The sequence below is a fragment of the Microcella pacifica genome, from assembly GCF_009371975.2.
Taxonomy (GTDB): Bacteria; Actinomycetota; Actinomycetes; order Actinomycetales; family Microbacteriaceae; genus Microcella; species Microcella pacifica.
On the sequence record NZ_VIKT02000034.1, the window covers coordinates 1 to 12,207 of the forward strand.

General features: G+C 72.0%; 13 protein-coding genes and 1 tRNA gene. 5 read left to right on the forward strand and 9 right to left on the reverse strand.

What is annotated here, in order from left to right; all coding sequences use genetic code 11:
- Window positions 1-693 (forward strand): integrase core domain-containing protein (locus FK219_RS14040; RefSeq protein WP_152584247.1); only part of this gene is annotated, 693 nt, incomplete at its 5' end.
- A 46-nt stretch (window positions 694-739) separates the two neighbouring features.
- On the opposite strand, the gene FK219_RS12735 is transcribed toward FK219_RS14040, so the two are convergent.
- From FK219_RS12735 to galU, 6 genes are all read right to left on the reverse strand, one after another.
- Window positions 740-815, reverse strand: a tRNA-Ala gene (locus FK219_RS12735).
- 59 nt (window positions 816-874) lie between these two features.
- Entirely contained in the window at window positions 875-1,825 is a 951-nt protein-coding gene (locus tag FK219_RS12740; protein WP_152584248.1) for a hypothetical protein, read from the reverse strand.
- Window positions 1,826-1,895: 70 nt separating this feature from the next.
- Window positions 1,896-2,294 (reverse strand): DUF1761 domain-containing protein, encoded by a 399-nt coding sequence (locus tag FK219_RS12745; protein WP_152584249.1) that lies wholly within the window; start codon window positions 2,292-2,294, stop codon window positions 1,896-1,898.
- Between the two features lie 79 nt (window positions 2,295-2,373).
- A complete protein-coding gene (locus FK219_RS12750; protein ID WP_152584250.1) occupies window positions 2,374-3,216 on the reverse strand; it encodes an AraC family transcriptional regulator in 843 nt (280 codons plus the stop codon).
- Window positions 3,213-3,863 (reverse strand): GNAT family N-acetyltransferase, encoded by a 651-nt coding sequence (locus tag FK219_RS12755; RefSeq protein ID WP_152584251.1) that lies wholly within the window; start codon window positions 3,861-3,863, stop codon window positions 3,213-3,215. Before FK219_RS12755 ends, FK219_RS12750 begins: the two co-directional genes overlap by 4 nt.
- Window positions 3,864-3,900: 37 nt before the next feature.
- A complete protein-coding gene (gene galU / locus FK219_RS12760) occupies window positions 3,901-4,791 on the reverse strand; it encodes a UTP--glucose-1-phosphate uridylyltransferase GalU (RefSeq protein ID WP_152584252.1) in 891 nt (296 codons plus the stop codon).
- Between the two features lie 40 nt (window positions 4,792-4,831).
- Here galU and FK219_RS12765 point away from each other — a divergent pair, with 40 nt between their 5' ends.
- Genes FK219_RS12765 through mscL form a run of 3 tightly spaced genes read left to right on the forward strand, consistent with a single transcriptional unit; the run spans window position 4,832 to window position 6,274 of the window.
- Window positions 4,832-5,410 (forward strand): 5-formyltetrahydrofolate cyclo-ligase, encoded by a 579-nt coding sequence (locus FK219_RS12765; protein WP_152584253.1) that lies wholly within the window; start codon window positions 4,832-4,834, stop codon window positions 5,408-5,410.
- A 30-nt stretch (window positions 5,411-5,440) separates the two neighbouring features.
- On the forward strand, window positions 5,441-5,809 hold the full coding sequence (locus tag FK219_RS12770) for an FmdB family zinc ribbon protein (protein WP_152584254.1): 369 nt from the start codon (window positions 5,441-5,443) through the stop codon (window positions 5,807-5,809).
- 42 nt (window positions 5,810-5,851) lie between these two features.
- Window positions 5,852-6,274, forward strand: a complete 423-nt coding sequence (mscL, locus tag FK219_RS12775) for a large conductance mechanosensitive channel protein MscL (RefSeq protein WP_152584255.1) — start codon at window positions 5,852-5,854, stop codon at window positions 6,272-6,274.
- A gap of 19 nt (window positions 6,275-6,293) precedes the next feature.
- On the opposite strand, the gene FK219_RS12780 is transcribed toward mscL, so the two are convergent.
- The 3 genes from FK219_RS12780 to FK219_RS12790 all read right to left on the reverse strand — a co-directional run bounded on the left by FK219_RS12780 (window position 6,294) and on the right by FK219_RS12790 (window position 10,711).
- Window positions 6,294-6,689, reverse strand: coding sequence for an ACT domain-containing protein (locus FK219_RS12780; protein WP_152584256.1), 396 nt, complete (start codon window positions 6,687-6,689; stop codon window positions 6,294-6,296).
- A 24-nt stretch (window positions 6,690-6,713) separates the two neighbouring features.
- Window positions 6,714-6,875, reverse strand: coding sequence for a hypothetical protein (locus tag FK219_RS12785; protein WP_165638147.1), 162 nt, complete (start codon window positions 6,873-6,875; stop codon window positions 6,714-6,716).
- Between the two features lie 89 nt (window positions 6,876-6,964).
- On the reverse strand, window positions 6,965-10,711 hold the full coding sequence (locus FK219_RS12790) for a DEAD/DEAH box helicase (protein ID WP_152584257.1): 3,747 nt from the start codon (window positions 10,709-10,711) through the stop codon (window positions 6,965-6,967).
- Between the two features lie 86 nt (window positions 10,712-10,797).
- On the opposite strand from FK219_RS12790, the gene FK219_RS12795 reads away from it, so the two are divergent.
- Window positions 10,798-12,042, forward strand: a complete 1,245-nt coding sequence (locus FK219_RS12795; protein WP_152584258.1) for a hypothetical protein — start codon at window positions 10,798-10,800, stop codon at window positions 12,040-12,042.
- Window positions 12,043-12,207 lie beyond the last annotated feature (165 nt).

Genomic DNA, 12,207 nt, shown 5'->3' on the forward strand with positions numbered 1-12,207 from the left:
GACCACTCCCGCTACCTCCTAGGCTGCACCGCAGCCAGCCGCATCACCGGCGACCTGGTCGTGACCGACTTCCTGCGCGTCACCGACCTACACGGCATCCCCGCCTCCACCCTGACCGACAACGGCAGCGTCTTCACCTCCCGCTTCACCGGCGGCAAAAACGCCTTCGAATACGTCCTGGCCCTGCAAGGGGTGAGGCAAAAGAACGGCTCCGCCTCCCACCCTCAAACGCAAGGCAAAATCGAACGGTTCCATCAGACCCTGAAGCGGTGGCTGGCCAAGCAGCCCTGCGCCGACACGATCCGCGACCTGCAAGAACAACTCGACAGATTCCGCGACCACTACAACGAGCGCCGACCACACCGAGCCAACGACCGCGCCACGCCCGCCACCGCCTACCGGGCCACCGTCAAAGCAGCCCCAGCGAGCACGACGGCAGAAACCCACTATCGGGTTCGCTACGACCACGTCGCAGAAGACGGAAAAGTGAGCCTGCGCCGCGCCGGACGCATGCACCACCTCGGCATCGGCGTCGAGCACCGACGCAAACGCGTCCTGGCCCTCATCGACGACACCACCGTCACCGTCGTCCACCTCGACACCGGCGAGGTGATCGCCCGCAACAGCATCGACCCCACTCGAAGCTACTGGCGCAACACGACCAAAAGCGCCGGCCGATGGCCGAGCAAATGAGACCCATGTCGCGACTCAGATGAGACCTATGTCGCGACTCATCACATGGTGGACCTGAGGGGAATCGAACCCCTGACCTCTTCATTGCGAACGAAGCGCGCTACCAACTGCGCCACAGGCCCGTGAACCGTCGACAACACTACCACCGGCGCGCAGAGCCGCCGAAACGTCGCGAGTCGGCTCAGCCGGCAGCGCGGCGGCGCTGCAGCACCTCGTCGAGGTCGGGTGCGCGAGTGGGAAGTCCGTCGAGGATGCCCATGCGCGCGAACCGCGAATCGCCCCGCTCGACCTCCGCCGTCGCGGCACTCGCTGCGGGCTCCTCCCGCACGGTCGGGCCCGGCGCCTCGGTCGGCGCGGCGGGAGGCTGCGCGAGTCGCTGAGCCTGCTCGGCCTCCGCGGCGGCGGCCGCGAGCAGTGCGGCGTGGTCGATCGTGGGCTGAGCATCCCGCACCGCCGCCGGAGCCGAGGGCGCGTCGAGGTAGGTGGGGCGCGGAAGCGGCACGGGAGTCCACGCGCGCTCGCGCGGAGCCTGACGACCGACGGCCGGCGCAGCGGGCGCATAGTCGACGAACCGCGGGGCGGTCGGCGCGACGGAGGCCGTGCGGCGGCGGCTCGCGCGGGCCAGGCCACGCAGCAGGAGCGTGCCGCTGAGGGCGACGAAACCGGCGAGGCCCGTCCACGCCCACGCTCCGAACGCGACGGAGACGCCCACGCCGACGAGTGCGGCGAGGGTCAGAAGGCTCGTCCCGGCGCGCGAGCGGCGCAGACGGCGCTGGCCGAGACGAGAGGCGTCCACTTCGGCGACGAGACCCGGAGCCGTTGCGGCGAGCTGCGCGCGCAGGGCGCGCTGTCGGGCGGCCTCGCGTGCCCGCTCGATCGCGAGCTGCTCACGCTGCCGCGCGGCGAGCGAGCGTTCCTGCGAAGCGATCTCGCGCGCTGTCATCTCCGCCCTCACGGCCTCCGGCAGCTCGGTGGTCTGCGCCATGATGCGCAGCGTCTGCTGCAGGCGCACGGCGTTGCGCTCGGTCGCCAGGTACTCGCTGCGTCGGCGCCACATCGGCACGAGGTAGAGCAGCCACAGGCCGGCCGCCACCGCGATGAGTATCGCTGTGCCGCTCGCCGAGTTCTCCACGGCCCAACGGTACGTCTGCCGCGCGCCTCTGGGCGGGATGCTCGGCGCGTGTCCGCCGGACGAACCTCGCCTACCCGGCCTGGAGGGCGCCGACGATCGCGCCCATCGCGGTGAAAGCCACGATCGCGTATCCAGCGTTGATCGCGAAGTGCCGGAAGGGTCGGCGCTCGAAGAGGTACACGACGCCGAGCAGGGCCGACACGAGCGTCGCACCGGTGACGAGGCCGGCGATCGTGCCGAAGAGCGGCCCCGCGGCGCCGATCAGGAAGGCGAGACTTGTCGCAGCGACGAGAGACAGGAGGAAAGAGCCGCCGAAGACGAGCGGTGCACCCCGACCGAGCTGCTCGTCGCTCACGCCCGCCGCACGCTGCCAGGGTCGCGCGAACAGGAGACCGAACCACAGCCCGCCCACGACGAACATCGATACCGCCGCGAGCAGGATTCCCCACACGTTGACCGCTGCTTCCATGACTCCTCCTTCGAGCACGCCGTCCGAGACGCTCGGCGCCGACTCTAGTGAGAGCGAAGGGGGTTCGTCTTGTACGGAATTACCCGTGCGCGGGGTGGTCGAGCGGCACGAAGGTGGCGTATTCGAGACCGAATTCGCGCAGGTCGTGCAGGAATCGCGCCGGTGGCGAGCCGGCGAACCGCGTGAAGGCGCGCGTGATGTGCGGCTGATCGTAGTAGCCGTACTCGGCGACGAGTTCGCCCCAGCCGGGCAGCGGGTCCCTCGAAGCGAGCGACGTGAGCAGAGCGTCGACGCGGGCCACGTCGGCGAATCGCTTGGGCGTCACACCGCACGCCCGCGAGAATCGCGCGCTCAGAGCGCGCGGGGTCAGGCCCTCCGCCGCCGCGAGCCCCCCGATCGACGCGGGCCGATCGCTCTCGAGCCCGACCCGCACGCGTGTAACCGCTGCGTCGGGGTCCGGCCGGTGCCGTGCAGCGCGCAGCAGGCCCACGAGGTCGTCGAGGAGGCCCTCCACGTCATCGCTCCGTCGGCCCCGGGCGGCGAGCGCGTCGACACCCGGCACGAGAGGCTCGGCCGGCAGCACGGCGTCGACGAGGTCACCCGGCTGCGCGCGGGCGAAGATGCCCACGCCATCCGCGGTGAACTGGGCCACGAGCATCCGCAATTCGATCGGATTCTCATTCACCAGGTACTGGGTCTGCACTCCCGCGAAGAACGGCCCCGCGAGCTTGACGCCCGTCGCCATCGCACCGCGCGCCAGTTGACGGTACGGGTCGGAGAGATTGACGATCAGGTGGGCGCGCGGGCTGGGAAGGATCTTCTCGAATCGGCGCTGCGGCGGCGCGTGGAGGTACCAGAGCGCCTGCACGAACGGCGCGAGGTCGCCCGGCACCGCGCGCGGCACGAAGAGCGGTGCCGTCACGGCAGCGGAAGCCCCCGCCGCGCCGCGATGAGGTCTGCCTCGGGCACGGTGGCCGCCCCCGCGGGCACGCGGCCGGCACGCCAGCGCTGCAGCACCCCCGTGGGCACCTCTTCGACGGTGAGCGCGAAGCAGAAGTGGTCGCGCCAGTCGTTGTTGATGTGGATGTAGCGCCGCCGCAGCCCCTCGTAGCGAAAGCCGAGCTTCTCGACGACGCGCAGGCTCGCCGCGTTCTCGGGTCGGATGCAGATCTCCATGCGGTGCAGCCCGACCGAGAAGAAGACGTGATCGGTCGCGAGGGCCACCGCCGTCGGCGTGAGACCCCGCCCCGCGAAGCGCTCCCCCACCCAGTAGCCGATCGTCGCCGAGGCGAGCGAGCCGTAGCTCATGCCCGACACGTTGAGCTGGCCCGCCAGGCGGCCCTCCGTCTCGATGATGAAGGGCAGGCCCTGCCCGGAGCGCGCCGCTGCGAGGAGGCTGCGGATGCTGCCCTTCGTGTCCCACGACATCGGCGCGACGGGGCTCGTCGCCTCCCACGGGCGCAGCCACGTGCGGCTCTCGATGAGCTCGCGCTCCAGCGCGCGGGCATCCCGCAGGCGGATCGGGCGCAGCACGGTGACCCCGTCGCGCAGGGTGGGGATCGCGTTCACATCGCCTCGAGGTCGGTGGTGAGGGCCGGCGGTCCGGTCAGCGCAGAGTGTCGGCGAACTCGACGAGCCACGGCCGAAGCTCCGGCCCGAGGTCGTCGCGCTCGGAGGCGAGCTGCACGATCGCCTTGATGTAGTCGAGCCGGTCGCCCGTGTCGTAGCGACGGCCGCGGAACACGACGCCGTAGACGCCGCCGTGCTCGACGTCGCCCGCGAGCTCGAGCAGGGCATCCGTCAATTGGATCTCGTCGCCCTTGCCCGGCGGCGTGTTCTCGAGAATGCCGAAGATCTCGGGGCGCAGCACGTAGCGGCCGATGATCGCCAGGTTGGAAGGAGCAGTGCCGGGGGCCGGCTTCTCGACGAGACCCGTGATGCGCACCACATCGTCGGTGTCCGTCGGCTCGACCGTCGCTACGCCGTAGAGGTGCGCCTGGTCGGGCTCGACCTCGAGGAGGGCCACGATCGTCGCGTTGCGCTCCTCGTGCACCTCGATCATGCGCTCGAGCAGCGGGTCGCGCTCATCGATGAGGTCGTCGCCGAGAAGAACGGCGAACGGCTCGTGCCCGACGTGCATCTTGGCGCGCAGCACCGCGTGGCCGAGCCCCTTCGGGTCGCCCTGCCGCACGTAGTGCATGTCGGCGAGGTTCGTGGAGTGCATGACCTTGGCGAGCCTCTCCTGGTCGCCCTTGATCTGCAGCGTGTTCTCGAGCTCGGTCACCCGGTCGAAGTGGTTCTCGAGGGCGTTCTTGTTGCGCCCGGTGATCATGAGCACATCGGTGAGGCCCGCGTGCACGGCCTCCTCCACGACGTACTGGATGGCCGGCTTGTCGACGACGGGCATCATCTCTTTCGGCATCGCCTTGGTCGCGGGGAGGAATCGCGTGCCCAGGCCTGCAGCGGGTATGACGGCTTTCGTGAGGGAGGTCGACATGGCCTCAGCGTATCGGGGGCTGGCACCTAGCATGGTGAGCATGATCAGCGAACCCGCAGGCGCCAAGCGCGCCCTGCGCGCCGAATTGCGCGAACGGCGGCGGATTCGCCCGTCTGCGGAGCGCGACGCCGCCTCGGTCGACCTCACCCGCCAGCTCATCGCCCTCACCTCGGCACTCGGGCCCCGCTCCCTCGCGTGCTACCTCTCCACCCCCGACGAGCCCGAGACCCGCCCGTTCCTGGCGTGGACGGCCGAGCAGGGCCTCGAGGTGCTGCTGCCGATCTCCCGCGACGACGGCCTCCTCGACTGGGCCCCCTACGACGCGAGCGACGAAGGCAGCGACGTGATCGGGATGCCCGTGCCGACGAGCGACATCGTGGCACCCATCGCGATCAACGACGTCGGGCTGATCCTCGTGCCGGCGGCCGCGGTCGACCGCACGGGCATGCGCATGGGATGGGGTCGCGGGTACTTCGACAAGACGCTCGGGTCCATGGACCGCCGCCCACCGGTCTTCGCGGTGCTGTTCGACGACGAACTCGTCGACGAACTGCCGCGCGAGAAGCACGACCAGCCCGTCGACGGCGTCGTGACCCCGGGCGGCATCCAGCGCTTCTGAGCCGACGTATCCTTGTCGGCGGAGGTCCACATGCCCACCTATTCCTACCGCTGCACGGAATGCTCGACCGCGTTCGACATTCAGCAGGCGTTCACCGACGACTCACTCACCGAGTGCCCCACCTGCGAGGGGCGACTGCGCAAGGTGTTCTCGTCCATCGGCGTGACCTTCAACGGCTCGGGCTTCTACCGCACCGACAGCCGGGCTGCGGAGCGCTCGGGCTCGACCGGCGGCTCAGGGTCTGGCGGCTCAGGGTCTGGCAACTCAGGGTCGAAGGATTCCGGGTCCTCGGGCTCCGGCTCCGGCACCAAGGAGTCGAGCTCCTCGTCGACGCCGGCGAAGAAGGAGACGGCCAGCTCCGGCGCCAGCACCTCCACGTCGGCCGCCGCCGCGAGCTGATCACGACCATCACGAACCGCTTCATCGGCTGAGGAGGCACCCATGCTCAAGGGCTTCAAGGAATTCATTCTGCGCGGCAACGTCGTCGAGCTCGCCGTGGCGGTCGTCATCGGGGCCGCGTTCACCACGGTCGTGCAGTCCATCGTCGGCTCGGTCATCAACCCGGCGATCAGCGCGCTCTTCTCGGCCGAGACGCTGGCCACGGCTCTCCCGGTCGCGATCCCGACCGTGTCTGGTGGTGAGGCCGTCATGTACTTCGGCGCCGTCATCGGGGCTCTCATCAACTTCATCGTCGTCGCGCTCGTCGTCTACTTCGCGCTCGTGCTGCCGATCAACACGCTCAAGAAGCGCGCGGAGGAGCGCCGCAAGGCGGGCGAGCCGCCGGTGTCGGCGGACGCCCCGCCGACCGAGCTCGACGTGCTCACCGAGATTCGCGATCTGCTCACCGAGCGCGCCAACCCCTAGCCCCCACCGTCGCCCTCGTTCACGCTCTGTCGCGCGCAGACAGCTGCTTGAGCGCCACTAACGCGTCCTCCAGCCTCGCGGCGGGCACGAAAAGGTGGTCGTGGAATGCCCCCGCCATGACATTGCAGCTGATGCCGTTCTCGGTGAGGGCCGCAGCGACGGCGGCCGTGAGCCCCACTGCGTCGAGTGACGAGTGCACCCGCAGAGTGATCCAGCGGTAGGCGTGCGTCGTGTCGAACCCGAGACGATCGGCCTCCGACCGTCCGACGACGACCGAGAGCCCTTCAGGCTCGAGCACCGTCGCCACGGCGTCGACCATCGTGCCCGGCTCGATCGTGCCGAAGAACCAGTGCCCCGGCACCGCCTCGGGGCTCATCGACGCGACGAGCACCCGCAGGTCCGTTTCACCGGCCACGATCGGCCACCGTCACCCGCGTCATCAGTAGTGCGGCGGCTTCTCAGCGCGCAGACGCTCGTCGTTCTCATCGACCCGATGCCGCGACGGTTCCGCGCTCGGCACCGGGTCCGAACCGGGTGGGGCCGCTGTCGTCGCGCGGCGCGCACTGCGGCGCTCCGTGCTTCGCGCGTCCCGCTCACTCATGCCCCCAGGGTACGCGCCGCGGATCGCGTCGGTGCCCACTCGCGTGCGCGCCCCGACGACCCACGGACAGACCCGGCGGGATGCTCGGCTCAGGTGACCGCGGGGCGCGGGCGCGGCGTGTCGGGCGCGAGGGCCTTGCCGGCCATCGCCACGATGCGGTCGGCGACGCCGTCCGGATCGCTGAACAGCTCGAAGACGTGCACGCGCGCGTAGTGCCAGCCGAGGCGCCGCAGCAGATCGGGGCGCAGGCGCAGCGACTCGCGCAGGCTCGTGCCCGCCAGCGACGCGTCGGTCTCGACCGCGATGCAGTAGCCGCCGCGGCTCGCCACGAGGCTGAGCTTGCCGCGGTGCCCGAGGGCGGTCTTCAGCCCGCGGGCCTCGAGGCGCCGTGCGAGGTCGATGAGCATGGGGTCGCTGTCGTCCTGCAGTTCGACCGCGGAGCGCCGCGCCTCGATGTCGGCGAGCAGGTCGCCGAGGGCGCGAGCGCCGTGCGACAGCCGGTCGTCGTCGAGGTCGCCCGCGCGCAGGCAGCTGACGATGCGCACGAAGCGGCGAGCGCGCGTCATCGCGACGGCGAGCAGTCGGTCGCCGCCGGGGCGGCCGAGCGCGCCGATCTCGCTGAGAACGCGGCCGTGCGGGGTGCGGCCGTAGCCGATGGAGAAGATGACGCGGTCGCGCGACTGGGCGACGGCTTGCTCGATCGTGAGCACGCCGAACGGCTCTGCCCGGTCGCCGAGCACGAACTCCTGCAGGTCGGGCCGGGTGCCGATCGCCTCGAGCACGGCGTCCTGCACGCGCGCGGCGTGCCGGTGGCTCGCGGTGATGACCATGAGCGACTCGGCGGGGCGCGCGGTGGCGTGCTCGAGCACCAGGGAGACGACACGACGCACCTCGGCGTCGACGCTCTCGATCGCACCCGTCTCGTCGTCGGGCATGCCGTGGCCCTCGTCGAGGTAGTCGACGGCGATCGACGGATGCCCGAGGAACGAGCCGGCCCAGGGAAGCGAGTCGATGCGACCCGCGTAGAAGCGGCGGTTGACGAGCTCGGCGAGGTCCTCGCCGCCGGCGCGGTACGAGCGCGTGAGCGACTGCACCGGCAGGAGGTCGGCGAGCTGGAAGAGGGCGGAGGAGGCGTGCCGGGCATCCTCATCGGCGCTCGAGGCCCCGGCCGCATCGCGGCCGGCTGCGGGAGCCGCAGCGTCCACGGCCACCGAGAACGGTGCGGGGGTCTGGGTGACGGGGTCGCCCACGGCGACCACCTGCCGGCCGCGGCGCACAGCGCCGGCAACCTCGGGCACCGTCACGGCACCCGCGTCGAGCACGATGACCGTGTCGAAGGGAATCTCGTCGCTGATCTCGTGCACGTCGTACGGCGAGGCGAGCCACACGGGCGCGATCGGCCGGGACAGATGGGGAGCCTCGTGCTGGAGCTCGTGCGGCGTGATCGAGCCGCTCTTCAGCCGGGCCCGCAGGGCGTCGGCCTCGTCCGGCCAGTCGGTGATGCCGATCGACCAGTTCTCGGCGAGCTGCCACCCCAGCAGCGAGGCGCTGCCGGCGGCGTGCGCCTCGTCGACGAGGCGGAAGTCGGCCTCGAGCCGGTCGAGCACGGCGGTGTCGGCGCCGAGCAGCGCGCGGTCCTGCTGCAGGAGGCTGTCGAGGGCTGAGCGCCACCACGCGAGCTCGAGCTCGGCGGCGACCTGCGACTGCGGCACGTGGCGCTCGGCGAGGTCGGCGAGCAGCGGCTGAACATCCCAGCCCTCGAGCAGGCGCAGCAGCTCGGTGCGCTCCTGCAGGTTGGCGAGCACGTCGCTCTCGGCCGCGAGGCCCTCGAGCAGGGCGTGCAGCTCGGCCAGGGGTCGGTGCACGAGCGACCGGTCGCGGCTGTCGTGCCCGAGCGGAGCATCCAGCTCCTCGAGATCCTGCTCGACCTGCTGGTAGGCGTGGTGCACGTCCGCGATGCCCACCGGCACCGTCGGGGTGAGACCGGCGGGAACGAAGCGCTGCCACAGCACGCGCTGCTGCTGGATGCGCGTGAGCGCGTCGTGCAGATCGCCCACGTGCACGCCCGGCCGCAGGTACTCCTTGGCGAGGCCCTTCAGGCGGCGGCGCGTCGCGGCGGGCATCGTCGAGCCCTCTCGTCGCGGAGCGGTCGCCGCGATGAGCTCGCTGAGCGAGCGGTCGAAGACGGCCGGCTGGAACCGGTCGAGGGTGTCGCGGATGTCGGTGAGGAGCCGCAGGTACACACCGAGCTCGGCGAGCGTCTCGAACGGGCGCAGCGGGGTGGAGGCGATCAGGGCGCGACCGCGCTCGACGAGGCGCGGCAGCAGGTCGGCGTGCAGGCGGCGGGCGCGCTCCTGGGCGCGCGTCGCGTCCTCCGCCTTCGAGAACCGCGCGCCGTACCAGGGCGAGTCACCGGGGCCGTAGCTGAACTGCCCGAGCTCGGCGGCCTGCACCATGGCCTCGGCCGCGGGGCGGCGATCGGTCGCGAGCAGTTCGACGGCCTGCCTGCTGAGGCGTGCCCGCGTGGAAGGCGGCGTGGGCAGGAGCGCGAGCCGACTGAGCTCGGTGACGCAGTCGAGCACGCTGATGCCGAGCACCGAATCGGGGCGTGCGAGAGCCTCGCGGTAGTCGAGCAGTACGCCGCGGAGTCGCACGAGCGCCTCGTCGACCTCGACGACGCGGGGCCGCTTCGCTTTCTCGTTGCGACCGATCGCCCGGATGAGGTCGCGGCGCAGCGTCGGCGCGGTAGCCGTGATGCCGGGCAGGCCGATGTCGGCGAACCGCTGCGAGATGCTGCGCAGGGTCGCCCGGCGCGGGCTCACGACGAGCACGCGCTTGTTCTGCGCGACGAGGGCGCCGAGCGCGTTGACGACGGTCTGCGTGCTGCCGGTGCCGGGGAGCGTCTTGACGACGAGCGAGGCACCCGACGCGATCGTCGCGATGACCTGCTCCTGCTCGGCATCGGCGTCGAGGAGCAGCAGGTCGGTCCCGGGCGGGCGCTCATCGGCGTGCACGGGTACGACCGGCTCGCCGCCCTCCTGCACGGCCCAGCGCGCGCTCGTGTTGCCCGCGACCGCGTCGAGGATGGGATGCCCGAGCTCGTGCGCGTCCGCCGCCATCGGCGCACCCACCTCGGCGAAGGTCGAGACCACGAGGCGCGGCGTGATCGTGAAGCCCTCTAGGTGCGCCGTGAGACCGCGGAGGCGGTCGAGTGGCGGGTTTGGCTTGAAGGCGTCGCCGTCGTGGGCGAGCGCGACGAACGCCGCCTCGTCGAGGTGCAGTGCGTACTGCTCGGCGAGCGTGCGCACGAGGGCGGGGTTGAGGCGCACCCGGCCGCGCAGCGTGAGCTCGACATCCCGACCGCGACGCCGCAGAGCCAGCGGGCGCAGCAGCAGGGGGGCTCGATGGTCGACGCCGTCGTGGCTCCAGGCGACCATGCCGATACCGAGGGCGATCGCGTCGATGCCGCGCACGCTCGAGAGCTCGAGGCCCTTGTCGACGATGCGCTCGGCCGCGACGCGCGCCGACCGCAGGGCCACATCGTCGCGCACGAGGTTGCTCAGCAGGGTGGGGCTGCCCGCGATGAAGCGCGCGAGGCCGCCAGGGTGGCTCGTGCCGAGCTCGATGCGGCCGCGCGAGTCGTCGTCGAAGTGCAGGAGGGTGCTGCGCCCACCCAGGGCGGCGAGGTCGGCGCGCCAGCGCTCCCACGTCGGGGCCGCCACGTTCATGGGCAGCACGCGGGGGTCGCCGACGCTGATCGACGAAGGCTGCGGACCGCCGTTCGCGGTCGCGGGCTCGTCGATCTCATGATCGTCATAACTGTCGGCACGCCACACGCCGTCACCCTATGGCCGTCGCCGCGAAATACTGGGGATTCCCGGCGGTCTGCCGTCGAATCGGCTGCGACCGTAGACTCACCAGCGTGCAGCTCTTCGACGGCCTCGTGTCGATCATCGTCACCGGCGTCGGCACCGTGCTCGTCGTCGCCGCGGCCGTGCTCGTGGGCGGTATCGTCGTCGTCTCGCGACGGCGCGCCCGGCCGCAGGCGGCGATCGATGCGGTGCGGCGCCGAGCAGGGTCGGCGCTCGTGCGCGCCGACGACCGCGTGGATGCGGCTGCAACCGACCTCGACTTCGCGCTCGCGCAATTCGGCGAGCGCGAGACGGCCGACTATCGCGCCGCCCTGTCGCGGGCGCGAGAAGACCGCGCCGAGCTCTTCCGCCTGCACCGCATGCTCGAGGACGAGCCGGGAGCCCGACTGCGCCACCGCGAGCGCGCCGACCGCATCGTCATGCTCGCCGACCGCATCGAGAGCTCCCTCGACGCCGAGGCGGCGCGCTTCCGCGATCGCCGCACGGTCGAGAGCGGCGCCTCGGCCCGCGCCCGCGGGCTGGTTGAGCGGGTGACGGCACTGCGGGACGCCGTGCGCGAGCGCGCCCGCGAGCGGGATGCCCTGCGCGAGCACTTCGCCGAGCCGGCGCTCGGCGCGGCGGCGACGGCACCCGAGCGTGCCGCGGCTCTTCTCGACCGTGCCGATGCCCTCGCCGCCGAAGCGAGCGCCGAGCTCGCGGTGGCCGCGGCGAGTGCCGTCGGCCCGCTGCTCGCCGACGCCGAGCGACTCGCCCACGAGGCGCACGAGCTGCTCGCCCTCGTGCCCTCCACCGCCGCGCGACTGGACGACGCGCTCGCCGCACTCGAGGCGCTGCGCGCCGACGCCCGCACGGCCCGCACCGAGGCCCTCGCCGATCTCGATGAAGCTCCGGATGCCGGCACGGCCGCCGCCATCACGTCCGCCGTCGCCGAGATCGATGCCGCGATCGCGGCCACGGGGGCGGACGAGGCGAGGCATCCCGTTCCGGCACTCGACGGCATTCGCGCGGCGATGGATCAGCTCGAGGTCGCCCTCGCCGCGAGCCGCACGCAGGCGCAGCGGCTCGCCCACGCGCGCGAGGCCTACGCAGGGGCGCGCGTCTCGGCGCAGAGTCAGCTCGCCGCCGCGCGCGCCGCACTCGGCCGCGGAGGCAGTGCGGGAGCTCGCGCTCGCCTCGCCGAGGCGGAGGAGGAGCTCGCCCTCGCCGAGCGCTCGACCGATCCCGTCGAGGCACTCGACGCCGCCCGTCGCGCCATCACGCACGCGCGCGACGCCGAGGTGCTCGCCCGCTACTAACGGGGCGCCGAGCGCCCCTGCGTGCCAGATCTGGCGCGAAAGGGCGCTTGGCGCCGTCGTTCACACCACTTTGGGGCAAATCTGGGCCGCGCGGCGCGCGTGCACGTGCGCGGGCACGTGCGCGGCGCGGGTGCGCGGCGCGGGTGCGCGGCGCGGGTGCGCGGC

Coding starts and splice junctions, on each gene's coding strand:
- galU (WP_152584252.1), bottom strand. CDS start 4,791: ATGTCGACCTCCCTCACGAAAGCCGTCATACCCGCTGCAGGCCTGGGC.
- FK219_RS12770 (WP_152584254.1), top strand. CDS start 5,441: ATGCCCACCTATTCCTACCGCTGCACGGAATGCTCGACCGCGTTCGAC.
- mscL (WP_152584255.1), top strand. CDS start 5,852: ATGCTCAAGGGCTTCAAGGAATTCATTCTGCGCGGCAACGTCGTCGAG.
- FK219_RS12765 (WP_152584253.1), top strand. CDS start 4,832: ATGATCAGCGAACCCGCAGGCGCCAAGCGCGCCCTGCGCGCCGAATTG.
- FK219_RS12785 (WP_165638147.1), bottom strand. CDS start 6,875: ATGAGTGAGCGGGACGCGCGAAGCACGGAGCGCCGCAGTGCGCGCCGC.
- FK219_RS12745 (WP_152584249.1), bottom strand. CDS start 2,294: ATGGAAGCAGCGGTCAACGTGTGGGGAATCCTGCTCGCGGCGGTATCG.